The 25,798-nt window shown below is 70.7% G+C and carries 21 protein-coding genes and 3 pseudogenes; 15 read left to right on the top strand and 9 right to left on the bottom strand.

Annotation, left to right across the window (positions count from 1 at the left end; all coding sequences use genetic code 11):
• The first annotated feature begins 31 nt into the window (after positions 1 to 31).
• Together QP939_RS27630 and QP939_RS27635 are read left to right on the top strand one after the other, a co-directional pair.
• Positions 32 to 1,468, top strand: a complete 1,437-nt coding sequence (locus QP939_RS27630; RefSeq protein WP_285449133.1) for a SagB/ThcOx family dehydrogenase — start codon at positions 32 to 34, stop codon at positions 1,466 to 1,468.
• A 146-nt stretch (positions 1,469 to 1,614) separates the two neighbouring features.
• On the top strand, positions 1,615 to 2,880 hold the full coding sequence (locus QP939_RS27635; protein WP_285449134.1) for a sensor histidine kinase: 1,266 nt from the start codon (positions 1,615 to 1,617) through the stop codon (positions 2,878 to 2,880).
• On the opposite strand, the gene QP939_RS27640 is transcribed toward QP939_RS27635, so the two are convergent.
• The gene (locus tag QP939_RS27640) at positions 2,849 to 3,454 is read right to left on the bottom strand and encodes a response regulator transcription factor (protein WP_285449135.1); all 606 of its coding nucleotides are present in this window, start codon (positions 3,452 to 3,454) and stop codon (positions 2,849 to 2,851) included. The genes QP939_RS27635 and QP939_RS27640 overlap by 32 nt on opposite strands.
• Positions 3,455 to 3,646: 192 nt before the next feature.
• Positions 3,647 to 4,399 (bottom strand): helix-turn-helix domain-containing protein, encoded by a 753-nt coding sequence (locus QP939_RS27645; protein ID WP_285449136.1) that lies wholly within the window; start codon positions 4,397 to 4,399, stop codon positions 3,647 to 3,649.
• A gap of 479 nt (positions 4,400 to 4,878) precedes the next feature.
• Here QP939_RS27645 and QP939_RS27650 point away from each other — a divergent pair, with 479 nt between their 5' ends.
• Complete coding sequence (locus QP939_RS27650) at positions 4,879 to 5,070, top strand: hypothetical protein (protein ID WP_285449137.1); 192 nt, start codon at positions 4,879 to 4,881, stop codon at positions 5,068 to 5,070.
• Positions 5,071 to 5,394: 324 nt separating this feature from the next.
• Positions 5,395 to 6,000, top strand: coding sequence for a response regulator transcription factor (locus QP939_RS27655; protein ID WP_285449138.1), 606 nt, complete (start codon positions 5,395 to 5,397; stop codon positions 5,998 to 6,000).
• A 145-nt stretch (positions 6,001 to 6,145) separates the two neighbouring features.
• Here QP939_RS27655 and QP939_RS27660 read toward each other — a convergent pair whose 3' ends face one another.
• The 3 genes and pseudogenes from QP939_RS27660 to QP939_RS27670 all read right to left on the bottom strand — a co-directional run bounded on the left by QP939_RS27660 (position 6,146) and on the right by QP939_RS27670 (position 9,201).
• A complete protein-coding gene (locus tag QP939_RS27660) occupies positions 6,146 to 7,324 on the bottom strand; it encodes a sensor histidine kinase (protein ID WP_285449139.1) in 1,179 nt (392 codons plus the stop codon).
• 442 nt (positions 7,325 to 7,766) lie between these two features.
• Positions 7,767 to 8,582: pseudogene (locus tag QP939_RS51875) on the bottom strand (histidine kinase); the annotation flags it as partial.
• Between the two features lie 103 nt (positions 8,583 to 8,685).
• Complete coding sequence (locus QP939_RS27670) at positions 8,686 to 9,201, bottom strand: DUF899 family protein (RefSeq protein ID WP_285449140.1); 516 nt, start codon at positions 9,199 to 9,201, stop codon at positions 8,686 to 8,688.
• Between the two features lie 142 nt (positions 9,202 to 9,343).
• On the opposite strand from QP939_RS27670, the pseudogene QP939_RS27675 reads away from it, so the two are divergent.
• Positions 9,344 to 9,965, top strand: a pseudogene (locus QP939_RS27675) (L-threonylcarbamoyladenylate synthase).
• A gap of 3 nt (positions 9,966 to 9,968) precedes the next feature.
• Here QP939_RS27675 and QP939_RS27680 read toward each other — a convergent pair.
• Positions 9,969 to 10,670: a maleylpyruvate isomerase family mycothiol-dependent enzyme gene (locus QP939_RS27680; protein WP_285449141.1), complete on the bottom strand. Its 702-nt coding sequence runs from the start codon at positions 10,668 to 10,670 to the stop codon at positions 9,969 to 9,971.
• Positions 10,671 to 10,798: 128 nt separating this feature from the next.
• Between QP939_RS27680 and QP939_RS27685 the strand changes: the two genes are divergently transcribed.
• Entirely contained in the window at positions 10,799 to 11,188 is a 390-nt protein-coding gene (locus QP939_RS27685; RefSeq protein WP_285449142.1) for a YciI family protein, read from the top strand.
• Positions 11,185 to 12,378: an RNA polymerase sigma factor gene (locus QP939_RS27690; protein WP_285449143.1), complete on the top strand. Its 1,194-nt coding sequence runs from the start codon at positions 11,185 to 11,187 to the stop codon at positions 12,376 to 12,378. Before QP939_RS27685 ends, QP939_RS27690 begins: the two co-directional genes overlap by 4 nt.
• A gap of 37 nt (positions 12,379 to 12,415) precedes the next feature.
• Here the strand turns inward: QP939_RS27690 and QP939_RS27695 are convergent, their stop codons facing one another.
• The 3 genes from QP939_RS27695 to QP939_RS27705 all read right to left on the bottom strand — a co-directional run bounded on the left by QP939_RS27695 (position 12,416) and on the right by QP939_RS27705 (position 15,579).
• Positions 12,416 to 13,690, bottom strand: a complete 1,275-nt coding sequence (locus QP939_RS27695; RefSeq protein WP_285459667.1) for an IS701 family transposase — start codon at positions 13,688 to 13,690, stop codon at positions 12,416 to 12,418.
• A gap of 311 nt (positions 13,691 to 14,001) precedes the next feature.
• Positions 14,002 to 14,697: a winged helix-turn-helix transcriptional regulator gene (locus QP939_RS27700; protein ID WP_285449144.1), complete on the bottom strand. Its 696-nt coding sequence runs from the start codon at positions 14,695 to 14,697 to the stop codon at positions 14,002 to 14,004.
• Between the two features lie 45 nt (positions 14,698 to 14,742).
• Positions 14,743 to 15,579 (bottom strand): AfsR/SARP family transcriptional regulator, encoded by an 837-nt coding sequence (locus QP939_RS27705; RefSeq protein WP_285449145.1) that lies wholly within the window; start codon positions 15,577 to 15,579, stop codon positions 14,743 to 14,745.
• A 505-nt stretch (positions 15,580 to 16,084) separates the two neighbouring features.
• On the opposite strand from QP939_RS27705, the gene QP939_RS27710 reads away from it, so the two are divergent.
• The 8 genes and pseudogenes from QP939_RS27710 to QP939_RS27745 all read left to right on the top strand — a co-directional run bounded on the left by QP939_RS27710 (position 16,085) and on the right by QP939_RS27745 (position 25,752).
• Positions 16,085 to 17,005, top strand: a complete 921-nt coding sequence (locus QP939_RS27710) for a helix-turn-helix domain-containing protein (RefSeq protein ID WP_285449146.1) — start codon at positions 16,085 to 16,087, stop codon at positions 17,003 to 17,005.
• A 28-nt stretch (positions 17,006 to 17,033) separates the two neighbouring features.
• Positions 17,034 to 18,029, top strand: coding sequence for a DUF1702 family protein (locus QP939_RS27715; RefSeq protein WP_285449147.1), 996 nt, complete (start codon positions 17,034 to 17,036; stop codon positions 18,027 to 18,029).
• Positions 18,030 to 18,140: 111 nt separating this feature from the next.
• A complete protein-coding gene (locus QP939_RS27720) occupies positions 18,141 to 19,124 on the top strand; it encodes a DUF1702 family protein (RefSeq protein WP_285449148.1) in 984 nt (327 codons plus the stop codon).
• Positions 19,121 to 21,094: a CRTAC1 family protein gene (locus QP939_RS27725; RefSeq protein ID WP_285449149.1), complete on the top strand. Its 1,974-nt coding sequence runs from the start codon at positions 19,121 to 19,123 to the stop codon at positions 21,092 to 21,094. The genes QP939_RS27720 and QP939_RS27725 overlap by 4 nt, the downstream gene beginning before the upstream one ends.
• Before the next feature lie 4 nt (positions 21,095 to 21,098).
• A complete protein-coding gene (locus QP939_RS27730) occupies positions 21,099 to 22,115 on the top strand; it encodes an enediyne biosynthesis protein (protein WP_285449150.1) in 1,017 nt (338 codons plus the stop codon).
• Positions 22,112 to 23,497 carry a cytochrome P450 gene (locus tag QP939_RS27735; protein ID WP_285449151.1) on the top strand — a complete coding sequence of 462 codons (1,386 nt, stop codon included), beginning with the start codon at positions 22,112 to 22,114 and terminating at the stop codon, positions 23,495 to 23,497. Before QP939_RS27730 ends, QP939_RS27735 begins: the two co-directional genes overlap by 4 nt.
• Positions 23,498 to 23,532: 35 nt before the next feature.
• Positions 23,533 to 24,103 (top strand): annotated as a pseudogene (locus QP939_RS27740) (DUF5987 family protein).
• Entirely contained in the window at positions 24,100 to 25,752 is a 1,653-nt protein-coding gene (locus tag QP939_RS27745; protein ID WP_285449152.1) for a GMC family oxidoreductase N-terminal domain-containing protein, read from the top strand. Before QP939_RS27740 ends, QP939_RS27745 begins: the two are co-directional and overlap by 4 nt.
• The last annotated feature ends 46 nt before the right edge of the window (positions 25,753 to 25,798 follow it).

Genomic DNA, 25,798 nt, shown 5'->3' on the forward strand with positions numbered 1-25,798 from the left:
GGCGTTTTCGTCGTGGGTATAGGAGTTTGCGTTGACTGCCGAGAGCCCGGAAGGGCACGCCGAAACGGTCCGGCTGTGGTCGTTGACCGAAGACACGCTGATCGAAGCGGGTGACGACGGGTCGCTCGTCGCGATCACCTGGTGGGGCGAGTACGACTTCCCCGGCACCGCGGACAGCGTCCGCGAATCGCTCGGCAGGCTCGCGCTCGGGCCGGTGTCGATGGCGAACCTCGCGGTTTCCGGCCAGGCCGCCGGCGACGACTGGCGGCTTTCCCTGCGCAAGATCCTCACCCGGCTGTCGGGTTCGGTGGTGCGCTCCCTCGCGCTCAACGACGGCCGCGGGCCGGTGCTCTCGGCGATCCCGGTGACGCAGTTCCCGGTCTTCCCCGACGGGCCGCTGCCCGCCGGGCGGCAGGTCCGGCTGTCCCGGTTCACCGCGCTGCGGGCCGACGACGGCGCGCTGCTGGCCGAATCGCCGGGCGCGCGGTACAAAGTCGCGCTGTTCCGGCCGCCCGCGGTGGTGATCGCCTCCGCGCTGGCCACCCCGGCGACGGTCGAGCAGCTGGCCGAGAACACCGGCGTGGCGCCGGCGGTCGTCGCCGACGTCGTCGAGTTCCTCGTCGCCGCCGGGGTCGTGCTGCTGGGCGACGCGGAGGGCCGGTTCAGCGAGCACGGCGACCCCGACACGGCGATCTGGTCGCACGACGACCTGATGTTCCACGCGCGCAGCCGGACCTGGCAGAAGGGCTCGCCGCCGGATCCCGACGCCGGCCGGGCCGGTGCCGAGCCGCCGGTGGTCAAGCAGGTCACCGCCGGGCCGACGTTCCCGTTGCCCCGCCCGGAACGGCCGGTGCCGGCCGGTGACGTGTCGCTGGCGGCGTTGCTGGAGACCGACCACTCCTGCCCGGAGTTCAGCGAACGGCCGTTGTCGGCGCGCCAGATCGGCGAGTTCCTGTTCCGCGCCGCGCGGGTCCGGTCGGTCGGCCCGGCCCACCTGCCCGGCGGGCCGTCGCACGAGGCGTCCCAGCGGCCGTACTTCAGCGTGGCCTGCCTGTACGAGCTGGAGATCTACGTCGGCATCAACCGCTGCACGGACCTCGCGCGCGGGATCTACCACTACGACCCGCTGTGGCACACGCTGACGCTGATCAACGACGACGCGGCGGTGCTGGACAGCCTGCTGGACATGGCGATGATCGCGGCGGGCAGCCACCGCCGCCCCTCGGCGCTGCTGACCATGACGGCGCGGATGGCCCGCATCGCGTGGGTGCTCGGCGGTGCGGCGTACGCCACGACGTTGCTGCACCTCGGTGCGTTGCAGCAGGTGTTTTCGCTGGCGGCGCGGGCGATGGGGCTGGCGGCGCACGCGGTGCCGGTCGACTCCGGCGACCGCGTCGACCGGGCGCTCAAGCTGGAGTGGCCGGCCGAGGTGAGCGTCGGCGAGTGCGTGCTGGACTTTCCGGAGTAACCGGCGGCACCCGGCCGCCGCAACGCGAACCGCGTGAAAATCCCCCGTGGTGGCGAGCCCGGATCCTCGGGAACGGCTGTTAGATTGCAGTCCTGGGGAAATAGCTGCGTTTCTGGGGAGGCGCCGCGGTGGTAGCTACTGCGAGAATGCCTGACACAAGAGTCCGAACGACGTATTCGCGGTGGGCAAAAGGAGCAACGCGGCCGAGGTCGCGTTCGGACGCCGCGGACCGGCTGCCGGGAAAGGCCTTTCCGGCCCGGCTCGTCTACACCGTCCACGCCGGGGTCTGCTTCGGCATCGGCGTGCTCGGTCTGCTGGGACCGTTGCGGGACGTCCGGTCCTGGCCCGTTTCGCTCGCCGCGGCCGGCTACGCGGTGGTCCTCATCGCCGTGCACCTGGTCGGGTTCGGCTACGGGCGCATCCGGTTCCGCGGGCCCGCGCTGGTGCTGCAGGCCGTGCTGGGCCTGGTGCCGGTGCTGCAGCTGGGCGTCGCCTGGAGCGTGCTCAGCAGTTTCTTCGTCGGCAGTGTGCTGCTGGTGGCCAAGCCGCTGGTGTCGCTCCCGGTGCTCGTGTTCGTCTCGAGCGGCGTCGGGGTGCTGTCGGCCGAGGTGGCCGCGCCCGGGACGTCCATTGCGGACGGTCTGCACGGCGCGGCGCTCACCGCCGTCGCCGCGGTGGCCGTGTTCGGGCTGGCCTGGTTCGTCCGGCTGGCCGCCGAACGCGAGGACGGCAGGCGCGAGCTGACCGCTCGGGTGGTCGCCGAGGAGCGGATGCGGTTCTGCCGCGACACCCACGACCTGCTCGGGCTGAGCCTCTCGGCGATCACCCTCAAGGTCGAGCTGATCCGGCGGCTGGTCGACACCCAGCCGGCGCAGGCGCAGCAGGAGCTCACCGAGCTGGTGACCATGTCCCGCAAGGCACTCGCGGACGTGCGCTCGGTGGCGGCCGGGCAGCGGGAACTGTCCTTGGCGGACGAGTGCGCGGCGGCGGCCGCCGTGCTCGCCTCGGCCGGGGTGACCGTGCGGTTCGACCCGGTGCTGCCCGATCAGCTGCCCGCGGCGGTGGCCACGACGTTCGCCACCGTGCTGCGGGAGAGCGTCACCAACGTGGTGCGGCACAGCAAGGCGTCGTGGTGCGAGTTCGCCGTGGGTACCGGCTGCGGCGAAGCGTGGCTGCGGGTGGCGAACGACGGTGTCCTGCCGGACGCGTCCGAAGACAGCGACGAGGAGCACGGCTGGGGGCTGCGGAACCTCGCGCACCGCGTCAGCCTGCTCGGCGGGGAGCTCACCGCCGGGGTCCGGCCCGGCGGGACGCACCTGCTGCGCGCGAGCGTCCCGCTCGAGCCGTTCGGCGCCGGTGTGCGGAGCGGATTCGGTCCGCTCAGAGCCATTCGGCGTCGGTGGCGATCCTGATGGCGTGCACCCGGTTGCGGGCGTTGAGCTTGGTGACCGACGCGGCGAGGTAGTTGCGGACCGTGCCGGGGGACAGGAAGAGGTCCGCGGCGATGTCGGCGACGTTGCGCCCGCGCGCGGCGAGGGCGAGGATCTCCAGCTCCCGCGGCGTGAGCGGGCAGTCGTCGGCCTCCCACGCGGACAGCGCGAGCTCGCTGTCGATCACGCGCCGTCCGATCGCGACCGAGCGCACCGCGTTGGCCAGCTTGTCCGACGGCGCGTCCTTGAGCAGGAAGCCGTTGACCTTGGCGTCCAGCGCGCGGCGGACCGTGCCCGGCCGGCCGAGGCTGGTCAGGATCAGCGTGTGGCATTCGGGCAGGTGCTCGTGGATCTCGGTGGCCGCGGTCAGCCCGTCCTTGCCCGGCAGGTCGATGTCGATGACGGCGACGTCGGGCCGGGTGGATTTGGCGGCGGGCAGGATCTCGTCGCCGGAGTCCACTTCGGCGACGACCTCGATGTCGGATTCGAGGCTCAGCAGAGCGACGAGGGCACCGCGGACCATGTCCATGTCTTCGGCAAGCAGAACCTTGATCACGTCGTTCCTCGCTTCCCCCAGTCATTCCCCGTGCGGAATTGTACGCCATTGGGCGATCCCGCCGGAGGATTCGCCGGTCGCTCCCTCGCGGCCGGCGGCGTGAATCGGCAGCCGAATTGCCGGGTCGCGGTGCCACCGCGACCAACCCGCGCGGGCCGGGGAATCCCCATTCCCCGGCCCGCGCGGGGACGGTCAGACCGCGACCGGGTGCCGCGCGGGGGCGGCGTGGCGCAGGTCGGGCAGCGCCAGCAGGACCGGCGGGTCGAAGCCGTGCCGCGGCCGCAGCCGGACGTCGGCCAGGCTGGCGGCCACCCCCCGGTGCACGGTCACCGGGCCGGACAGCCCGGTCATCGGCCGCAGCCCGCGGTCGTCGTTCGGGCAGACGCCGAACGCGTGCGTGATGACGTACCACGACCCCAGCGGCACGTCGGTCAGCGTGTACGGGCCGGCGCCCGGCAGGATCACGTGGCGCGCGGGCGCGCCCTCGGCGATCTTCGCCGGGAACAGCCCGACGAACACCGGGCCGGTCTCCGCGCCCGGCGGCCGCCAGACGTGCCCGCGCACGGCCGCCTCGGAGCCCGGCTGACCGGTGCGTTCGGCGATCGGCGGCGTGGTGCCGCGCAGCTGCCGGTACCCGGTGGGCGAGAAACCGACACTGCCGCTGAAGCGCGCGCTGAACGTGCCGACGCTGTTGTAGCCGACCTGGTGGCTGATGTCGGCCACCGAGATCGTGGTCGTCGCGAGCAGCCGCTTCGCCTCGGCCAGCCGCAGGGCCGACAGGAACCGTCCGGGGGACAGCCCGGTCGCCCGGAGGAAGACCCGGGTGAAGTGGAACTTGCTGAACATGGCGGCCTGGGCCAGGTCGTCGATGGTGAGGCGCTCACCCAGGTTGTCCCGCATGGTCATGATGGCGCGTGCCACGGCCTGCCGCACGATTTCGTCCATGGTGGCCGTCCCTCCCGTCGCCGGTACCCACCGATCCGCGTCCCCCTGCGGACGCGTTCGGTGCCGGAAAATTGGTATGGCAGAACTGTAGGTCGGAACCCGTCTACTTCTTAAGTGCTCTGTGCACCGTTCCGAATGGATTTCACCGGGCCCGGACATGCGTTTTGCATATGCGGTCACGGGTGTTTCGCAGGCCGGCCCGGAAGGCGTGTGAAGCGGGCCGGGAGCGGGCATGCATCGGTGTGAACCCGTGAAGATCCTATCGCTCACCGCACCGGTGTGACCTCGTACCGTGACGAATGTGCACCTGATCGGTGGAGTATCCGGGCCTTGATGCTCCGTCCGGCGCCCCGGGTGAGACTACTCGGAGCAGTCATAAAGCACGGTGCCTCGATGATGCGGGCACTGGCTCCCGACTGGCCGTCGGCGGACTATTTATGGCACGTGAGTCACCAATCTTCACCACTGGGGAGCATCAAATGTCTGCACAGTTCTCTGCCGATGTCCGCGTCCTTTTCGCCGACCTGGGTGTCGATGTCGAAAAGGTCGGTTCGGTCAAGTCCGAGCTCGTGATCGACAGGTTCGACCGGCACGGCGGATCCGCCGCCGTCCGCGACTCGATCGTCTGGACCCGCATGGACGTGCCGCTCGAGGTCGAACTGGCGGCCTGACTGGTATGGACCAGTATTCTCGCTGGTCCGGCCCTCGCGAGCCGGTCATCAAGGTGCGCTCCGCACCGTGGTGGCCGGCTTTCGCGTGTCCCGCGGTCCACTGGAGACACTGATCCGAAATTTTCCCACCGGGATTGCAAACACCGCTTTGCCTTACGTGCGGTAGTCGTCCGGACGCGTATGGCGTTGTTCTGTGTTCACCTGCCGTTGTTTGCGTGAGCCGGTTTCTCGGTAAGCCCCGAATGGCCCAACCGGGACCTCTGTGGAAATGTTTAACTGTGCGTCTGGGGAGAACTGGGGAGTTCGTAAAGGCGGAGGCGCCTCGTGATCAGAGTGCTCGTTGCCGAGGACATGCACATCGTCCGCGGGGCGCTGGTGGCGCTCCTGCGGCTGGAACCCGACATCGAGGTGGTCGCCGAGGTCGCGTCCGGGCCGGAGATCCTCCCCGCGGCCCGGTCCGCGGCCGCCGAGGTCGCGATCATCGACATCGACCTGCCGGGCAAGGACGGCCTCACCGCGGCCGGTGAGCTGCACGAGCAGCTGCCGGGGTGCCGCACCCTCATCCTGACCAGCCTGGGCCGTCCGGGGACGCTCAGGCGGGCGCTGGACGCCAAGGTGAGCGGGTTCCTGCTGAAGGACGCGCCGCCGGACAAGCTCGCGAACGCGGTCCGCGGTGTGGTGGCCGGCCGCCGGATGGTCGACGGCGACCTCGCGCTGGCGGCGTGGGACAGCGTGGACTGCCCGCTGACGGTCCGCGAGCTCGACGTGCTGAGGATGACCTCGCACGGGTACGGGACGGTCGAGGTGGCCGCCCGGCTGTTCCTGTCCGCGGGCACGGTGCGGAACTACCTCACGACGGTGGTGGCCAAGCTGAGCGCCCGCAACCGGGTGGACGCGATCCGGATCGCCAAGGAGTCCGGCTGGCTGTGACGGCCGGGCTCGTGCCCCGCCCGGCCGTGGTGGGCTGAAGGGCCCTTTTCCTCGCACCACATCGCGGGAAAGGGCCCTTCACCGCGGCAGACGAGACGGACGTCCCCTTCAGCGCGCCGGGACCACCAGCCGGGCAGGCGGGTGCTCAGACCGGGACCACCGCGCGGAGCCGGAACCGGCCGTCGTCCACGACCTCCGCCGTCAGCTCGCCGCCCAGGTCCGACACCCGGTGCGCGAGGTTGCCGATCCCGCTGCCGGAGTTGCCCCCGCCCGGCGGGCAGGACCCGTTGCCGTTGTCGGAGGGTTTCGCGGCGGGTCGGGCCGCCTTGTCGACGCCGTCGTTGAGGATCTCGAGCGTCACGCCGTCCTCGGTGCGGCGCACCGCGATCTCGCAGGTCTCGACCGCGCTGTGCCGGAGCACGTTCGTGACCCCCTCGCGCAGGACCACGGCCAGCACCGTGCGCACCGGAGCGGGCAGCTCGTCCTGCAGCATCTCCATCCGGACCCGCACGTCGGCCGCGGCCAGCACCGAGCGGGCCGAGCGGGACTCGCTGTCCAGCGACAGCTCGCGGTACCCGCTGGCCACCGAGCGGACGTCGGTCAGCGCCTGCCTGGTCAGGCCCAGGATCTCGATCAGCTCTTCGGTGGCCCGGTCGCGGTCCAGCGGCAGCACCCGGGAGGTCAGCTCGCTCTTCAAGGCGATGGCGGACAGGCTCATCCCGAGCAGGTCGTGCAGGTCCCTGGCGAACCGCAGGCGTTCCTCCGCGACGGCCATTTCGGCGAGCCGCCGCCTGCTGTGGTCCAGTTCGGCGGCCAACCGGACCAGCCACAGCATGCCGAACACGATCAGCCCGATCACGACCGTGCCGGTGGAGAACTTGATCGCGTAGAGCGTGCCCTGCCCCGCCTGCCCGGCGATGTACTGCAGCCACAGGTAGACGCCGGTGTTCGCGGCGAACAGCAGCCAGCCGGCGGCCGGCGGCAGGACCAGCAGGCAGCAGCCCATGAGCAGGGACGGCATGCTCACCCAGTCGTGCTGCAGGGGCAGCAGCGGGAGGTAGATCAGGCAGGCCTGCACGAACAGCATCGCGATGCTCTGCCCCGAGCGCAGCCGCGTGGTGGGCCGGTTGAAGTAGGCGAACTGCAGCGTCAGCAGCGCCACGGCGGACCCGGCGACGAGCGCGATGTGCCACGGGTTCGTCGTCAGCAGCAGCTCGTGCAGCACCGCGGCCAAGCCGAGCAGCCCGAAGGCGACCGGCAGGAGCACCCGGATCCGCCGCGACTCGGCGCGGGCCTTCAGGTCTCCGTCGTCGGCGACCGCCACCGGCTCGGCCTGGTCCGGCAGCGGGAAGCTCGACCGAGAGGCGGAACCGGCCGTCGTCCCCGAGCCCGGTGGTCACCTCGCCGCCCAGCGCGGCCACCTCGGCGGGCAGCCGGGCGAGCAGGTCGGACCCGTCGGGCAGGCCTTCGGGGTCGACGCCGTCGTTGACGATGGCCATGCTGACCCGGCCGCGGTCCTGGCGGACCTCGATCTCGCAGTGCTCGACGTCGCTGTACCGCAGGACGTTGGTGACGCCCTCCCGGAGCACCTTCGCCAGCAGGGTGCGGGCCTGGACCGGCAGCTCGGCCTGGTCGAGGTGCACGCGCACGGCGATGTCGGACGCCGTGAGCAGGGACTGGGCGGTGCGGAACTCCTTCTCCAGGGACAGCTCGCGGTAGCCGTGGGACACCGCGCGGACGTCGGCCAGCGTGCGCTGCGCGATGGCGGTCATCTCGGCGAGCTCGGCTTTCGCCTGCTCGCTCGACTTCCGCAGCAGGCGGTGCACCAGCTCACCCTTGAGGGCGATGGCGGACAGGCTGATGCCGAGCAGGTCGTGCAGGTCCCTGGCGAACGCCAGCCGCTGCTCGGCGACCGCGCGCTGAGCCAGCACGGTCCGGGCCTGGTGCAGTTCGCGGATCATCCGGGCGAGCTGGGTGAGCAGGGCGAACGCCAGGCTGTAGAAGATCGCGCCACCGACCGTGTAGACCGCGACGAGTGGCGGGTCGTAGAGCAGTTCGATCCAGAGCAGCCCGCCGATGTTGAGCACGAACAGCGGCCAGGCGAACCGGGGCGGCAGCACGAGCAGCACGGCGCCGCCGAAGAACACCGGCATCGCGGCCCACGTGGCCTCGAACGTCAGGACGGGCACGTAACCGAGGACGACCAGGACGACCAGCAGCAGCCGGCTCGTCGTGGAGTCGAGCCGGACCGATGGCCTGCTGTAGTGGAGGAGCTGGATGCCCAGCAGCACCGCGACCGCGGCGACCGCGTAGGCGGCTTCCAGGGGGCTGATCGGCCGTGGCAGGAGGTTCGCGAGCAAGGTGAAACCGAAGCTCGCGACGACCACGGTGATCATCGCCGCCGCCAGGTACGCCGCCAGTTTCGGGCGCCGGTCGATGACGCTCGTGCCGCGGGGTTCGGTGACGGGGTTCAAGGCGCCTGATCGGCTCGGCACGGCTCCCGGAGACATCGGCTGCGGTCCTCCGGCGGGTCGGCGGTGCCCGGAGCCTGCGGCTTGGTCCGGGCGGAACTCTGTCTGCATGCTCCGCTGGATCCTATCTCAAGACGGCCCCCCGTCGTTACGGCGAAAGCTGGCCGTGACGCGGGGTTTCCGCCCCCGCGCGGCCTACTGGTCCAATACTGGTTCAGTCCAGGTGCCGGGCACCGTGGACGCCGACGAGGTCGAAGAAATCCAGGTACGGCACGGCGATCGACCCCAGGTGACGCACGAACCGCCCGTCCAGGCGGAAAAAGCTCAGGCCGGGGGTGTCGGCGTCGCCGCGGGCGGTGCCCTCCAGGTAGCGGGTGGCCGGGAAGTCGGCGCCGAACCCGTTGTCCACGGCGGAGTACCCCGGCAGGTCGCGGCCGAAGTGACGGCCGTACTGCGCGAATTTCGCGTACGGTGTGTGAGAAACGACCACGAGCCGGGTGTCCGCGGCGTGCAAGAAGGCGGCGATCTCCTCGGCGGGCGCGGCGGCGCCGGGCCGGCTCAGGTCCGGCATCCGGTGGTGCACGGCCAGCCGCCGGTGGCCGCCGAACAACCCGGCCAGCGTGACGCGGCCGGCCGGGCCGACGAACTCGTACGCCGAAGCGGGCACGGCTCGGGGCCGGGGTGGCTTCGGTCCGGTGAGGATGGGGTCGGGCAGCACCAGCCGGGTCATGATCGCCTCCTGGGTGACAGCGCCTGTCGTACTGGCGGATTCTCCGCCAGGCGAGGGTGCGCGGTCACCGGTTGCACCGCGATCACGGCAAGGTAGGAGACGCCACCGGGCGCGCCGCCCGCCCGGGGCCTAGGCTCGCGCCATGGCGAGGTACTTCGACGTCCACCCGGACAACCCCCAGCGGCGGGCCATCGGCCAGATCGCCGACCTCGTGCGGCAGGACGGCCTGATCGCCTACCCGACGGACTCGTGCTACGCGCTCGGGTGCCGGCTGGACAACCCCGACGGGCTCGACCGGATCCGCTCGATCCGGCGCCTCGACCGGCGCCACCACTTCACCCTGGTCTGCCAGGACTTCGCCCAGCTCGGCCAGTTCGTGCACGTGGACAACGCCGTGTTCCGCGCGATCAAGGCCGCCACGCCGGGCAGCTACACGTTCATCCTGCCCGCCACCAAGGAGGTGCCGCGGCGGCTGATGCACGAGAAAAAGAAGACCGTCGGCGTGCGCATCCCCGACCACGTCGTCACCCAGGCCCTGGTGGCGGAGCTGGGCGAGCCGCTGGTGTCGAGCACGCTGCTGCTGCCGGACGTGGCCGAGCCGCTCACCCAAGGCTGGGAGATCAAGGAAGAGCTTCGACCACGTTCTCGACGCGGTCGTCGACTCCGGCGAATGCGGCGTCGAGCCGACCACGGTCGTCGACTTCTCCTCGGGCGAGGCAGAGGTGGTCCGCCGCGGCGCCGGGGACCCGGAGCGGTTCGAGTAGCCGTCAGTCCACTTCGGACGTCCACAGCGGGTTGCGCCGCGACGGCACCAGCTCAACCCAGCGGACGGCCTCGTCCCCGGCGGCTGTGACGGCCAGGTCGGCCGCCGCGCGGCGGCCGGTGAACAACAGGCAGAAGTCCACGGCGGGGCCGCTGATCCGGTCCGGCGCGTCGGCCGGGCCGAACTCCCACCGCTCGCCCGACGGCGCGACGAGCTCGTACCGGAACCGGGCGGCGGGCGGTTCGCCGTGGCCGGCGTAGACCTCGTCGCGGGTGCGGACGCCGTAGTAGGCCACGTGCCCGACGCTGTCGGTGCGGGGCAGGCGGACCCCGAGCACGTCGGCGATGTCCTGGCCGCGGGCGAACAGGGCGGTCAGCACGGCGGCCGCGACCGCCGACGGGCGCATCGCGCCGCCCGGCCACGGGACGTCCGCCTCCGCGGTGGCCAGCAGCTCGGTGGCCTTGCGGTGCTCCGAAAGCCACGCGAGCACGGCGTCGCCGAGCATCCCGGAGTTCGTGATCCGCGGGGCGGAAGCGCTTTCTTCGCCTTCGACGCCCAGCACGACCCGGCGGGCGACGACCGTCAGTTCGGCCAGGTACCCGGTGATCGCGCGGCCGGCGGGCAGCATCACCGAGCCCTCGTGGTCGCGGATCAGGGCCGCGAGGGTCTCCGCGTCGGCGGCGAGGTCGGCGTGCACGTCTTGCATGGGGTTTTCCTTCGGGTGGTGAAGTGGTGAAGGGTTCGATGCTGCTCCTGCGGCGACGTCGGCGACCACTCACAGGTTGCGGAGCCGGATCGGCTATGTTTCGCGGGGACCCAACGCGGGGAGGCGCGATGAAGTACCTGCTGGCGATGCACATGAACCCGGACGTCTGGGACGGGCTGTCCGAGGCGGCCAAGGACGAGGTGATGACCGGCCACGGCGAGTTCATCCGCCGGATCCGGGAGTCCGGCGAGATGGTGAGCACGCAGGCCCTCGACGCGCCCGCGAAGAGCGCGGTGGTGCGGGTCAAGGACGGCATGCCGGCGGTCACCGACGGGCCGTTCGTGGAGTCGAAGGAGTTCCTGGCGGGCTTCTACCTCATCGAGTGCGAGAGCCAGGAGCGCGCGTACGAGATCGCGGCGATGATCCCGGACGCGAAGATCGAGGGGCTCGGCATCGAGGTCCGCCCGGTGGTGTTCTTCGCCGACGCGACGGCCGAATCCGAGTACACCGGCGGGTGACCGCGGACGTCGGCGAGCTGCTCCGCCCGCTGGTGCCGCGGGTGCTGGGCGCGCTCGTGCGCCGGTACGGGCAGTTCGACGCGTGCGAGGACGCCGTGCAGGAGGCGCTGCTCGCCGCGTCGGAGCAGTGGCCCGTCCAGGGCGTGCCGGACCAGCCGCTGAACTGGCTGGTCACGGTGGCCACCCGGCGGCTCACCGACCACTGGCGCAGCGAGAGCGCGCGCCGTCGCCGGGAGGAGTCCGTCGCGGCGCGGGAGCCGGCCGAGCCGGTCGCCGTGCCGGACGAGGACGACACGCTGAAGCTGCTGTTCCTGTGCTGCCACCCGGCGGTGTCCCCGCCGTCGCAGGTGGCGCTGACGCTGCGCGCGGTGGGCGGGCTGACGACGGCGCAGATCGCGAAGGCGTTCCTGGTCCCGGAAGCGACGATGACCCGCCGCATCACCCGCGCCAAGGAGAGCATCGCGGCGGCTGGCTCGGCGTTCGGCGAGCCCGGGCAGCTGAGCGTGGTGCTCCAGGTGCTGTACCTGATCTTCAACGAGGGCTACACGGCGACGTCGGGGACGGACCTGCACGTGCCGGAGCTGGCGCGGGAGGCGATCCGGCTGACCCGAGCGGTGCGCGCGCTGCGGCCGGACGACGGTGAGGTCGCGGGGCTGCTGGCGTTGATGCTGCTGACGGACGCCCGCCGCCCGGCACGCACCGGCGAGGACGGGGCGCTGGTGCCGTTGGCCGAGCAGGACCGCGACCGCTGGGACCGCGCGATGATCGCGGAGGGCCGGGCACTGGTGAGCGCGGTGCTGGGCCGCGGCCCGATCGGGGCGTACCAGGTCCAGGCGGCGATCGCGGTCCTGCACGACGAGGCGCCCAGCGCGGAGACCACGGACTGGGTGCAGATCGCGCAGCTGTACGAGGTGCTGGCGGAGCTGGCCCCGAGCCCGGTGGTGACGCTCAACCGGGCGATCGCGGTGGCGATGGTCGACGGCCCGGCCCGCGGGCTCGAGCTGCTGGACACCATCGCGGAGGACAGCCGGATGAAGCAGAGCCATCGGCTTGACGCGGTGCGCGCGCACCTGCTGGAGCGCGCGGGAGATCTCGAGGGCGCGCGGGAGCACTACCGCCGCGCGGCCCTGCGGACGGAGAGCGAGCCGGAGAGGCGGTACCTGGAGGAGCAGGCCGACCGCCTGACCTGACCGCGCGGGCGCAGGTAGTCGTGAGTGTTTAGGGCGGTTAGTACTCCAGCTGTAGTTCGTGATCGGGTGCTGGGTTTTCGTGTCGTCGCTGGTAGTGGCTTTGCCGGGCGTGATGTTGGTGTCGTCGGCGCCAGGTGGACCAGGCCAGGATGTCGGCGACGCGGCGGGCTGGCTTGAGGATGAGCTGGGCGTAGAGGTGCCTGATCTCGTTGCGTGTCAACGGGATCAGGCCCTCATGCGGTTTTGTGTGGCGGGCATGGGCGGCGGCGATGGCGAGGAAGGCGTGGGCCAGCATGACCAGCGTGGTCCAGCGATACCAGGAGGTCCAGGTGCGGACCTGGTGCTCGTCCAGGCCGGTGAGTTCTTTGCCGGTCTGGAAGGTTTCCTCGATCGTCCAGCGACGCCCGGCAACGCGGGCGAGCTTGGCCAGCGAGACGCGGCGGGGGCTGTAACAGCGGTAGAACGCAGTCTCCCCGGTGCGCCGGTTGCGGCGCATCAGGATCCAGTGATAACCGGTGGTGCCCGCGGGGTGCAGCCGGATGCGGGCCCACAGGTAGTAGCGCCGGCCTTTCGCGCCCGCTCCGGCGGAGAGCTTCTGCCAGGCCCGTTTCGGCAGCGCGGCCGCCCGCTCATCAGCTCGCACGCTCTGCCTGCCGGGCCCGGGAATGCGATGGTCGCAGGCCACGGCCAGCACATAGGCCTGTCCGCGTTGTTCGAGCGGATCACGCAGGCCGGCAGCGTCTTTGCCGTAAGCCTCGTCCCCGGTCACCCACCCCACCCGCACGCCCGCGTCCAGCGCCCGGGTGATCATGGCCAACGCGAGCCGGGATTTCGTGGTGAACCGGGTCCCGGCGGGCACTCCGGCCCGGTCCCGGCGCCGGGGGTCCTCGGCCCAGCTTTCAGGCAGGTAGAGCTCACGGTCGATGAACGTATGCCCGGCCGGGGTGGAATACGTCAGGAACACCGACATCTGCGAGTTCTCGATCCGGCCCGCCGTGCCCGTGTACTGCCGCTGGACTCCGACCGACTCGGTGCCCTTCTTCAGGTCGCCGGTCTCGTCGATGACCAGCATCGCATCCTGATCACCCAGCTGCTCGACCACGACCTCGCGCAGGTCGTCACGAACCCCGTCCACGTCCCAGCTCGCGCGCGAGAGCAGGTTCTGCATCCCATGCGGGGTCGTGTCCCCGACAGCCTCGGCGATGGTCCAGCAGTTCACCCGAACCAGCCCGGCCAGCAGCCCCTGCACGAACCGCCCCGCGCGGCGACGCGACTCCACCCGCGCGAACCGGTGCCCCACCCGCACGAACATCTCACCCAGCAGCGACTGCCACCCCGCAGGGTCTACGCTGGCAGCCGCGGCCACCACATGATCTTGAGTTGTCTTCACAAACACCATGATCACGTGGTGGCCGCACCCATCTCACCGGCCCCCTCCAGCAAGATCACGAACTACAGCTGGAGTATTAGAACCGCCCTAAACACTCACGAGCCCGGCGACCTCGGCACGAGCGGGGCCGGGTGGGCTGAAGGGGACGTTGGTCTCATCTGACGCGGTGAAGGGCCCTTTCCTCCGATCTGATGGGAGGAAAGGGCCCTTCAGCCCGCGCGAGGTGACCGTCCTCAGTGGAGGGACACGCCACTCTTCGGCTCCGGGGCCGAGGTCAAGCGGAACAGCCGCGTGAAGAGCTCCAGGTCGCGGACGTCGCCCTCGATGGAGACCGAGCCGTCCGCCAGTGCCTGCGCCGGGGTCAGGTGACCGCCGATCACGTCCAGCAGCGCCGAGCCCTGGCTCGAGCGGATGATCAGGTCCGCGTCCGGGTAGCGGCCCTCCGACACCTTCAGGTCGCCGTCGTCGATCATCGCGTGCAGGATCATCGTGTTGTGGTACTGGATCTCGAACGTGATCTGGACGCCCGCCGCCGCCTCGGCCTGGAACGTCGTGAACAGCGACAGGATCGCCGCGTCCAGGGTGAAGATGTCGTCCGGGCCGGGGTGGCTCAGCGACCGCGCGCCCCACAGGCCGAGGTCCAGCAGGATCTGGTCCAGCTCGCTGCCGTACTGGGTGAGCTCGTAGACCAGGCCGGCGTCGAGGTCGGGGCGGACCCGGCGGCGGATCACGCCGGACTCCTCCATCTCGTTGAGGCGCGCCGAAAGGATGCTCGGCGGAATCTTGGGCAGACCGGTCCGGAGCTCGTTGTAGCGCTTCGGGCCGAGCACCAGGTCGCGCACGATGAGCAGGGCCCAGCGTTCACCGACGAGTTCCATGGCGCGGGCCAGTCCGCAGTACTGTCCGTAGGTGCGGGTGCGTGCGGTCATCGATCCTCACTTCGTTCGTGCGGGGTGGGTCGGTGGAGCGGTGGGTCAGAAGTGGTCGCCCTCCGAGATCAGGTCGTGGTGCAGCAGCTGCAGCTCGTCGCACGGCTCGACGCCGAGCTCTTCGCTGAGCCGCTTGCGCAGGTTGCGGTAGACGGCCATCGCGTCCGACCGGCGGCCGCTGCGGCCCAGCGCCCGCATCAGCTGCCCGTGCAGCGCCTCGTCGAGCGGGTTGCCCGCGGTCAGCGAGCGCAGCTCCCCGATCAGCTCGCGGTGGTTGCCGCTGGTGATCTCGGCCTCGATGAGCATGTGCAGCGCGTTGCGCCGCTGTTCGAGCAGCTCCATCGTGTACGGGAGCAGAATCGGTCCACAGTGGACGTTGGCCAGCGGCGGGCCGGACCACAGGTCGAGCGCGGCGCGGAACCGCACGGCCGCGGCCGCGTGCTGGTCCTGGCGCAGCAGGTCCTGCGCCTCCTGCTGCAGCTGCCCGAACCGGTGGACGTCGACCTGGCTCGGGTCGATCCGGAAGACGTAGCCGGGCGCCTTGGTGACGAGCATTTCGTCGGCGCCGACGCCGAGGCTGTGCTGCTCGAAGCACCGGCGCAGGTGGTAGACGTAGGTGTGCAGCGTGGTCCGCACCGTCCGGGGTGGACCGCTCGGCCACAGCTCCTGCGTGATCGAGTCGACGTGCACCATCTTGCCGGGGCGCATCACGAGCAGGGCGAGCAGTTGCAGGAGCTTCGGAGCGGTCGGGGTGTAGTCGACGCCGTCGCGCAGCACACCGAGCGTGCCGAGAACCGTGAACTGGACGACACTTTCGGGTGGTTGGGCGGGCCGTTGGGACACGTCGACCAGCCCGTCCGATAGCCTCTTCTCGGAGTACATGTCGCGCGCCTCCAGTGTTCTGCCGCGATGTCTCTAGCTCCCCAGTAACGCCGCGCCAAGCCGGGCATAACCGACCGCGGGCTGTCCATCGTCGAATGTGACAGAGCCGGGCCACCCCAGCCAGTGAGCGGTCCACCAGAGTCAAGATGTGTTTTCCCCGGCGGGCCCGGGTGTTCCGCACGTCTGACGCGGGCGCCGCCCACCCGCGGCGAGCGGTGCGCGGCGGGCAAACCGCAGGTACCGGTGGGCGTGGCGGGGCGGGAAATGGGGAAACGCGCCCGCCGGTACTCCTCGGACCGGCGGTTCTGCCAGCCGGGCCCGGTGCGCCGCGCACGTCGCGGATGTGCGTTCGTCACAACGGAACCGTGCCGCGCGCACGCTCGTCGCTCCGATGCTGCGCCGAGCTCGCCCGGCCTTCGATCGGGGGTCCACCGGCCCGCGAGGGGCGGCGTCTTACCTGGCGAAGAGGGAACTTGACGTCGGTAAGGAATTCGAGGTTGGACAGATGATCTTGCGATCGGTGGCGTCCGGGGGCGCCGACGGCGAAGACCCGTCGGCGGGTGCGGAGCGGTACAGGCAAGTCCAAGCGCCGGAACAGGCCGTCCAGCCCGCCGTTCTGCGCGCGATCGAAATGATCCTGGAGCGGTACTTCGAGCCGATCACGTTGTCGGCGCTGGCGTCCGAGGTGTTCGTGAGCCCGTTCCACTTCTCACGCATCTTCGCCAAGGCGACCGGGGTGACGCCGGGCCGCTTCCTCACCGCGGTGCGGCTGTTCGAGGCGAAGCGGCTGCTGCTGACCACTTCGCTGACGGTGTCGGACATCGTCTGCAGCGTCGGGTACAGCAGCGTCGGCACGTTCACCAGCCGGTTCGCCCGCGCGGTCGGGATGACGCCGACCGAGTACCGCGAGCCGGAGGTGGGCGAGCTGCTCGTCGCGCACTCGGCGTACTTCCAGCGGCTGCCCGCGCTGCGGTCGCTGCGGGAGGCGGGCAGCACCTGCGCGTCGCTGCAGGGCGGCAACGAGCGGCTGGCGGTGCGGCTGCGCTTCCCGGCCGGGGCGGCGCCGGCCACCGTGCTCGTCGGGGTGTTCGCCGACTCGGTGCCGCAAAGCGGCCCGGTGGCCTTCGGCGGGCTGGCCGACTCCGAGGCGGGCGACCTGACGATCCACGGGGTGCCCGAGGGCACCTGGACGGTGATCGCGGTCGCCGACCACGGCGCGGGACGGCAGCCCGCGGGCGGACCGGCGTTCACCATCGGCACGGCGACGGCGACGGTCACCCCGTTCGAGCCGTCGGAGGTGGCGATCCGGTTGCGGCCGCCCGCCCTGACCGACCCGCCGATCGCGATCACCCTGGCGTCGCGGCAGACGCCGGGCAGCCAGCAGATGCTCGCCGCGACGCGCTCGCACCTGCGCGCGGTGGCCTGAGCCGGCTCCGGACGAAAAGGAACGAGTGATGGCGACATTCTTCGGTGTCCTGCGCAAGCGCGCGCTGGCGCCTTCCCTGGCATCGGTGGGGTTCGAGGAGCGCGGCTTCCCGGTCACGCCCACCGCGGCGACGGCCCGGCTGGAGGCGGTGCCGCAGGCCGTGGTGTGCGGGTTCGAGTGGGCGATCGAGGGCGCTTCGCTGTGGGAGCTGGAACGGCGGCTCGCGCTCGTCGAACCGGAGCAGCGCGGCTTCGCGTACGAGGGCGCGACGATGGGGTGCACGATCCTCGACGCGATGCCCGGCGGCGGCCGCGACCGCACGAAAGCACTGCTCGAAGGGCCGGGGGAGCCGCACATCTTCCTCACCTACATCGGGATCGGGTTCGCGATGGCCCGGCTGCCGCGTCCACTGTGGAAGAACATCCTGCCGGAGCTCGACGGGGTGCACCACCACCCGATCATGAGCTGGCTGGCGGTGGACGGCTACGGCTTCGACCGGGCTTACTTCGACACCCGCCGGTGGGTCGACGAACAGGCCGAGCCGGCACCGTACCCGTGGGCGGGGCGCCCGGACTACTTCTCCCGTGCTTTCGACCAGGGTGTCGGCCGGGCCCTGTGGTTCATCCACGGCGGCGTGCCCGAGGCGGTCGCCGCCGCGGTGAACGCCTTCGCCGAGCAGCGCCGCCCCGACCTCTGGAGCGGGGTCGGGCTGGCGGCCACGTTCGCCGGTGGCGCGGACCGGACCGGGCTGGAGATCCTCCGCCGCCTGGCCGGCCCGCACCACGCGGAACTGGCGCTGGGCGTGGTGTTCGCGATCAAGGCGCGCACGTACTCGACGTACGTGCCGGAGCACAGCGCGCTCGCCGCGCAGGTGCTCGCGGACCTCACGGTCGAGGCCGCCGAAGAGATCGCCGACCGCACCGAAGTGCCCTTCGTGGACGAGGGCCCGGAGCCGCCGTACGAGCTGTGGCGGGAGCGCATCCGGGCGGAGTTCCGCGCGGGTTCGCAAGAACGCGCGGCCTGACGCGCGGATCTCGCGGGCAACCGTGGAGTAGACCGCTGACCAGCGAATCTGTGACCGTGGAACGGAACGAGCTTTACCACATTCCGACTTACCCGTAAGGGGGAGAGTGCGTTGGGCAATGGTTGGCGCACGCTCAGGCGTCGAATCCTGACACCCGATGTTTCGGAGACTTCGCTGGAGAAGCGGGGCTTCCACCGGAAGAGCCCGGCCGCTCAAGAACGGCTCGAGACGATCGGCGAGAAGTTCCTCCTCGGGTACGCGCACGCGGTCGAGGCGCGCTCGGTCGAGCAGGCCGAGGAATGGCTCGAGGAAATCCCCACGCAGTTCCGCGGCTTCGCCTACGAGGGCGCCGGAATGGGGTACGGCGTGCTCGACGGGCTGCCGTTCGGCAAGAGCTCGAACATCGCCGAGTTCCTGGCCGGCCCCGGCGAGAAGCACGACTACATCATCTACGTCGGGGTCGGCTGGGCGATGTGCCGGCTCCCGCGGTTCGCGTGGCCGAAGGCTTCGGCGTTCGACCCGCTGCTGCGCTGGCTCGTGCTCGACGGCTACGGCTTCCACCAGGCGTACTTCAAGACCGACAAGTACATCCGGAACCAGTACCAGGAGCGGGGGTTCTCCTGGCCGGACAAGCGCTACGACGGCTACGCGCTGCGGGCCATCGACCAGGGCATCGGCCGGGCGCTGTGGTTCATCTGCGGCACCGACGTCGAGCTGGTGGCCAAGACGATCGAGGAGTTCCCCGAGTCCCGGCACGGTGACCTGTACGCGGGGATCGGCCTCGCCTCGACCTACGCGTGCGGCGTCACCGCCGACGAGCTGGCGGAACTGGTCGACCGGGCCGGGATCCACCACGGGCCGCTGGCGCAGGGGAGCGCCTTCGCCGCCGAGTGCCGGGTGCGCTCGGGCCTGATGATCCCGGAGACCCAGATGGCGGCCCGCGCGATCTGCGGGATGTCCGCCGAACGCGCGGCGGCCATCACCCAGGAGGTGCGCCCGGCCGTCGTCGTCGACGGTGACGACGTCCCGGCCTTCGAAACCTGGCGGCAGCGGATCGCCGAAGAAGTGCTGACCCACGGAGGGAAGAACAAATGACCGCGACCTTGGGCTGGCTGCGCAAGCAGCTGGCGGGCATCGTGGCGCTGGCGCTGATCCTCGGCCTGTTCCTGGTCGCGCGGCTGCCCAGCGTCTCGGCCGCCGAAAAGGACACGATGGCGGACCAGTTCCACTTCACCCCGATGACGATCGCGCTGCCCGCGGCGACGAAGTCGCAGTCGATCCGGACGGTGAACAAGGAGTACGAGAAGATCGCGGCCTGGATCTCCTCGGTCGGCGCCGCGATCGCGATCAACGACATCAGCGGCAGCGGCAAAGCCAACGACATCTGTCTGGTCGACCCGCGCAGCGACCAGGTCGTGATCACGCCGACGCCGGACTCGGGCCCGCGGTACGCGCCGTTCGTGCTCGACCCTGCCCCGACCCTGCCGACGTGGGACTACATGGCGCCGATGGGCTGCGTCCCCGGTGACTACAACGAGGACGGCCGCACCGACATCCTGGCCTACTACTGGGGCCGCACGCCGGTGCTGTTCCTGCAGAAGGCCACCGCGACCAAGTTCGACGCCTCGGCGTTCCAGCCGGTCGAGCTGGTGCCGGGCGACCACCGCGGCGCGGACGGCAAGTACAACGGCCCGCTGTGGAACACCGACTCGGTGACCATCGGTGACTTCGACGGCGACGGGCACGTCGACATCTTCGTCGGGAACTACTTCCCGGACAGCCGGGTCCTCGACCCGAACGCCGACGGCGGGATCACCCTGAACCAGTCGATGTCGCACGCGGTGAACTCCGGCGAGAAGTACATCTACCGCTGGACCGGCGCGACCGCCGGGGCGAACCCGGCCGCGCACTACGTCGACGCTTCCCAGGGCATCCCGGAGAGCGCCCGCCTCGGCTGGACGCTGGCCTCCAGCGCCACCGACATCGACGGCGACAACCTGCCGGAGCTCTACATCGCCAACGACTTCGGCCACGACCACCTGCTGTACAACAAGTCCAAGCCGGGCAAGATCGAGCTGGCCGAGGTCACCGGGGTCCGCGGGATCGACGACCCGAAGTCGAAGGTGCTCGGCCACGACTCCTTCAAGGGCATGGGCGTCGACTTCGGCGACCTGAACCACGACGGCCTCTACGACCTGTTCGTCAGCAACATCACCACGTCGTGGGGCATCGAAGAGTCGAACTTCCAGTTCATGAACGAGGCCAAGGACAACGCGGACCTCACCAAGCAGCTCAAGAACGGGGTCGCGCCGTTCCACGACGACAGCGCCGAGCACGGCACGGCGTGGTCCGGCTGGGGCTGGGACGTCAAGATCCAGGACTTCAACAACAGCGGCGAGAACCAGATCGCCCAGGCGACCGGGTTCGTCAAGGGCCAGGTCAACCGGTGGCCGAACCTGCAGGAGATCGCCACGGCCCACGACGGCCTGCTGTCCAACCCCTACTGGTGGCCGAACGCCAAGGCCGGTGACGACATCGGTGGCGACCAGACGCTGCACTTCTTCGTGAAGAGCGCCGACGGCCGGTACACCGACCTCGCGCCGCAGCTGGGCCTGGCGGTCCCGGTGCCCACCCGCGGCATCGGCGTCGGCGACACCGACGGCGACGGCCTGCCCGAGTTCGCGGTGGCGCGGCAGTGGGAAGCGCCGATCTTCTACCACAACGACAGCCCGAACCCCGGCAAGTACCTGCAGCTGAAGCTGACCACGGACGCCCCGGTGGCGGCCGGGCCGCTGCCCGCGGCCGGATCGCCCGCGATCGGCGCCCAGGTCACCGTGACGACCGCGGACGGCAAGAAGTACCTCGGCCGGGTCGACGGCAGCAGCGGTGAGGCGGGCCGGCGCAGTTTCGACGTCCAGATCGGCCTCGGGCACGACGTACAGGGCCCGCTCGCCGTGCACCTGCAGTGGCGGGACCGGACCGGGCAGCTGCGGACGCAGGACCTGAAGCTCGAACCCGGTTGCCACATGTACCAGCTCGGCTCCACGGCGAAGGAAGAGATGTGACGGCATGGCCACCCCGACTCTGACCAAAGTGGACACAGCGCCACCGAAGCGGACCAACAAGGTCATCACCGCCCTGCGCCGGTTCGCGATCTCGATCACGATCTTCAACATCCTCGGCTACACCGTGCTCGGCTTCGAGCAGCCGTGGCTGTACCCGTTCATCGCGCTGGCGACCGCGTACACCACGGAAATCGTGCTCGAGATCATCAACGCGCGGGTGACCAAGCGCGAGGTGCGGTTCAAGGGCGCCGGGTTCAAGGGGCTCGCGGAGTTCCTGCTGCCGGCGCACATCACCGGTCTGGCCCTGAACATGCTGACCTACGTCAACGACCAGATCTTCGTGATGATCTTCGGCGTCGTCGTCGCGGTCGGCGCGAAGTGGGTGCTGCAGGCCCCGGTCCACGGCCGGATGCGGCACTACATGAACCCGTCGAACTTCGGCATCACGATCATCCTGCTGGTGTTCCCGTGGGCGAGCATCGCCCCGCCGTACCACTTCACCGAGCAGGTCGACACGTGGGTCGGCTGGCTGATCGTCGGCATCATCCTCGCGTCGGGCACGCTGCTCAACGCGAAGCTGACCAACCGGATGTGGCTGATCGCGGGCTGGCTGAGCTTCTTCGTCATCCAGGCCTTCGTCCGCGGCTGGATCTTCGGCACGTCGATCCCCGGTGCGCTGGCGATGGGCACCGGCGTCGCGTTCGTGCTCTACACCAACTACATGGTGACCGACCCGGGGACGTCGCCGTCGAAGCCGGCCTCGCAGTTCCTCTTCGGCTCCGGGGTGGCGCTCGCGTACGGCTTCTTCACCGCCGTGCACGTGGCCTACGGCCTGTTCCTGGCCACCGCGACGATCTGCCTGATCCGCGGGTTGTTCCTGTGGGGCTTGCACTTCTCGAACAAGGCGCGGATCAAGTTCGAGGCCGACCAGGCCGCGCAGAAGGCGAAGCTCGAGCTCGCGCCCGCCCCCGAGGCGGCATCCGAGGTGGAAGGCGAGAAGCCGGGAGCCGTCGCGGCATGACCGGCTCGCAGCAGGAAGCCCGGGCGGCGCGCACCGCGCCGCCCGGGCCGCCGCGCCGGGCGACCCTCCGGTTGCTGAAGCAGCTCTTCACCGACCGGCTCGCGCTCATGGGCGACAACGCCGAGGCCTACGGCGACGTCGTCCGCATCGCCATCGGGCCGAAGGCGATGTACCTGGTGAACCACCCGGACCTGGCCAAGCACGTCCTCGCGGACAACGCGGCGAACTACCACAAGGGCATCGGCCTGCAGGAGGCCCGGCGGGCCCTCGGCGACGGCCTGCTCACCAGCGACGGCGAGACCTGGAAGAAGCAGCGCCGGACCATCCAGCCGGTGTTCCAGCCCAAGCGGATCTCGCGGCAGGCCGCGGTCGTGGCGGCCGAAGTGGACGCGCTGATCCAGCGGCTGGCCGCGCACGACGGGCCGGTCGAGATCCTGCACGAGATGACCGGGCTGACCCTCGGCGTGCTCGGCAAGACGCTGCTGGACGCCGAGCTCGGCGGCTACGAGACGCTGGGCCACTCGTTCGAGGCCGTGCAGGACCAGGCCATGTTCGAGGCGGTCACGCTGAGCATGGTCCCGCAGTGGGTGCCGCTGAAGAAGCAGCTGGAGTTCCGGACCGCGCGCGACGACCTGCGCCGGATCGCCGACGAGCTCGTCGAGCAGCGGCTGGCGAACCCGGTGGAGAACGGCGAGGACGTGCTGTCCCGGCTGATCGCGTCGGGGTCCGAGGACGGCGCGTCGCGCGAGCGCATGCGCGACGAGCTGATCACCCTGCTGCTGGCCGGGCACGAGACGACGGCGAGTACGCTCGGCTGGGCGTTCCACCTGATCGACGAGCACCCCGAGGTCGGCGAGCGCCTGCACGCCGAAGCCGTCGACGTGCTCGGCGACCGGCTGCCCGAGCACGAGGACCTGCGGCGGCTCACCTACACGGTGGCCGTCGTCGAAGAGGTCATGCGGCTGTACCCGCCGGTGTGGCTGCTGCCGCGGATCGCCCAGGCCGACGACGAGATCGGCGGGTACCACGTGCCGGCCGGCTCCGACGTCGTCGTGGTGCCCTACACGCTGCACCGGCACCCGGAGTTCTGGACCGACCCGGAGCGCTTCGACCCGGGCCGGTTCGACCCGGAGAACCCGGCCGGGCGGCCGCCGCGGTACGCCTACATCCCGTTCGGCGCCGGGCCGAGGTTCTGCATCGGCAACAGCCTCGGCGTGATGGAGGCCGTGTTCGTGCTGGCCATGGCCGCGCGGGACCTGGAGCTGCGGAAGGTGCCCGGCAAGGTCGTCGACCCCGAAGCGATGCTCTCGCTGCGGGTGCGCGGCGGGCTGCCGATGACCGTGCACCGCCGGGAACGGACGCGGCGGGCCGAAGCCGCCTGACGTCTACTGTGGACAATCGACGAGGAGGTAGGCCGGTGCAACCCGAGGCCACCGAAGAAGAACGCGTCAAGAACATGACCCTCGAGGCCTACGCGGACACGATCGTGCCGGGGGAGAAGCGGCACGAGGACGACCGCGCGATCGCCGGGGCCGCGCCCGGGCCGGGCTCGGTGGCGGCGGGCGCGCTCGAGCTGCTGCACTTCGACGCGACCGGCGTCACCGTCGGCCTGCCCTACCTCGCGCAGTCGCTCAACGACCACGCGAAGACCTACGCGGGCGAGGTGGAGCTGGAGCTTCGACCACGACGTCCCGCCGTTCGTCGCGCTGCCGTACGAGCACCGCCGCGAACTGGTGCGGCGGCTGACCGCGCCCGGCCACCCGGAGAAGGACGGCTGGGTCAGCCTGGCGCTGTTCTGCAACATGGCCTTCGACAGCGCCGCGCACAAGCACACCGCCGACGCCATCCGCGAAGGGCACCCCGGCCTGCTGGCGCTCGGGTACAAAGCCCCGGACGCCGACGGGTTCTGGCGGTTCCCGAAGTACGGCTACGGCCGCAAGCTGGCCGAACTCCACCCCGACACCACGCCTTCCGGGAGCCCCGCATGAACGCGATCGACAAGACCGACGTCGTCATCGTCGGCAGCGGTTTCGGCGGGTCCATCCCGGCCTACCACCTCGCCGCCGGCGGGGCCAAGGTCACCGTGCTGGAGCGCGGCCCGTGGCTGGCCGCGGCCGACTTCGAGCACGACTACCTGCTCGGCTCGTCCTACACCCGCGCGTTCGACTTCGTCGTCGGCGACGGGATGAGCGTGCTCGGCGGCAACTGCGTCGGCGGCGGCAGCGTCGTGTACTTCGCCGCGATGCCGCGGGCGCCGAAGTTCGTCTTCGAACGCCACGGCAGCATCGGGCGGCGGATGTGGCCCTCCGTCATCACGCGCGACTCGCTCGAGCCGTGGTATGACCGCGTCGACGAGTCGATCCCGGTGTCCAAACAGGACTGGAGCGACGTCTCCTACGCCGGTGGGCTCTGGGCGGCGGCCTGCAACCACTCGGGCCGCACGGCCAACCCGGCGCCGGTCGCGGTCGACAACGACACCTGCGTCAACTGCAACTTCATGATGGCGGGCTGCAAGTTCGACGCCAAGCGCTCGATGCTGACGAACTACCTGCCCGCGGCCCTTTCGCACGGTGCGGAGATCCGCCCGCTGCACGAGGTCCAGCGCCTGGAACGCACCGAGGACGGCGGCTACCGCGTCCACTTCGACCTGATCGACGAAGAGGACTACCGGATCCACACCGGCAGCGGCGTGATCGAGGCGAAGATCGTCATCATCGCCGCCGGCGCGGGCGCGACCCCGGTGATCCTGCAGCGCTCGGAGGCCGCGCTCGGCACCATGCCGCACGGCGTCGGCCGCTACTTCTCCGGCAACGGCGAGCGGCTCAACACCGCGATCATCGACGAGGACCGCGTCCGCGAGGTGCTCGGGCTGTCCCGTGAGGACGGTCCGGTGTACTCCGCGAACCACATCGGCAAGGGCCCGACCGTCGCGAACTGGGACAAGCTCGACGGGTCGCTGCCGGAGTACGAGCGGTACTCCCTGGAGCAGCTGTACTTCCCGCCAGGCCTGGGCACCATCCTCGCCCAGGTGCCCGGCGGCCAGGAGCCGCGCTGGTTCGGGGCGGAGAAGAAGGAGATCCTCAAGCAGTGGGCCAACTGGCTCACGATCTTCCTGATGACCGAGGACGACAACGAAGGCGTCTTCGGCACCCCGCCGCCCACCGGCAACGCCTACCGGATCTCCCAGCAGATGCTCGGCCGCGGGCCGCTGCGCTACGACCCGACGCCGAACACCCGGCGCGGGTGGGCGCTCGCGGACGCCGACTGCAAGGAGATCATCGAGAAGGACGGCATCGGCAAGGTCGCGCCGTGGACCAACGACGTCGTCGGGGCCTACACGGTGCACCCGCTGGCGTCGTGCCGGATCGGGGACGACCCGGCGACGTCCGCGCTGCACCCGAACCACGAGCTGCGCAACCACCCCGGCATCTTCGTCACCGACAGCGCGTCGGTGCCGGGGGCGCTCACGGTGAACCCGGCGATGACCATCGCCGCGCTCGCCGAGCGGTCGGTGCCGAGCATCGTGCGGGCCGCGCAGGCGCGCGGGGTCGACGTCAAGTACGGCGCCCCGGCCCCCGACGGCTCGATCACCGGCCGCCGCGCGGTGTCCAAACTGGACCTGGTCGCCGGGAACTGATGCACGGCCACTTCGAACTCGCGCTCCTGGGCACCTGGGAGCGCGA

This window comes from Amycolatopsis nalaikhensis (genome assembly GCF_030264295.1).
Lineage (GTDB): Bacteria > Actinomycetota > Actinomycetes > Mycobacteriales > Pseudonocardiaceae > Amycolatopsis > Amycolatopsis nalaikhensis.

Bases quoted from the DNA above. Each gene is read 5' to 3' on its own strand.
- QP939_RS27635 (WP_285449134.1), top strand. From the start codon at position 1,615: ATGCCTGACACAAGAGTCCGAACGACGTATTCGCGGTGGGCAAAAGGA.
- QP939_RS27645 (WP_285449136.1), bottom strand. From the start codon at position 4,399: ATGGACGAAATCGTGCGGCAGGCCGTGGCACGCGCCATCATGACCATG.
- QP939_RS27650 (WP_285449137.1), top strand. From the start codon at position 4,879: ATGTCTGCACAGTTCTCTGCCGATGTCCGCGTCCTTTTCGCCGACCTG.
- QP939_RS27670 (WP_285449140.1), bottom strand. From the start codon at position 9,201: ATGACCCGGCTGGTGCTGCCCGACCCCATCCTCACCGGACCGAAGCCA.
- QP939_RS27680 (WP_285449141.1), bottom strand. From the start codon at position 10,670: ATGCAAGACGTGCACGCCGACCTCGCCGCCGACGCGGAGACCCTCGCG.
- QP939_RS27685 (WP_285449142.1), top strand. From the start codon at position 10,799: ATGAAGTACCTGCTGGCGATGCACATGAACCCGGACGTCTGGGACGGG.
- QP939_RS27695 (WP_285459667.1), bottom strand. From the start codon at position 13,690: ATGTTCGTGCGGGTGGGGCACCGGTTCGCGCGGGTGGAGTCGCGTCGC.
- QP939_RS27700 (WP_285449144.1), bottom strand. From the start codon at position 14,697: ATGACCGCACGCACCCGCACCTACGGACAGTACTGCGGACTGGCCCGC.
- QP939_RS27705 (WP_285449145.1), bottom strand. From the start codon at position 15,579: ATGTACTCCGAGAAGAGGCTATCGGACGGGCTGGTCGACGTGTCCCAA.
- QP939_RS27710 (WP_285449146.1), top strand. From the start codon at position 16,085: ATGATCTTGCGATCGGTGGCGTCCGGGGGCGCCGACGGCGAAGACCCG.
- QP939_RS27715 (WP_285449147.1), top strand. From the start codon at position 17,034: ATGGCGACATTCTTCGGTGTCCTGCGCAAGCGCGCGCTGGCGCCTTCC.
- QP939_RS27725 (WP_285449149.1), top strand. From the start codon at position 19,121: ATGACCGCGACCTTGGGCTGGCTGCGCAAGCAGCTGGCGGGCATCGTG.
- QP939_RS27730 (WP_285449150.1), top strand. From the start codon at position 21,099: ATGGCCACCCCGACTCTGACCAAAGTGGACACAGCGCCACCGAAGCGG.
- QP939_RS27735 (WP_285449151.1), top strand. From the start codon at position 22,112: ATGACCGGCTCGCAGCAGGAAGCCCGGGCGGCGCGCACCGCGCCGCCC.
- QP939_RS27745 (WP_285449152.1), top strand. From the start codon at position 24,100: ATGAACGCGATCGACAAGACCGACGTCGTCATCGTCGGCAGCGGTTTC.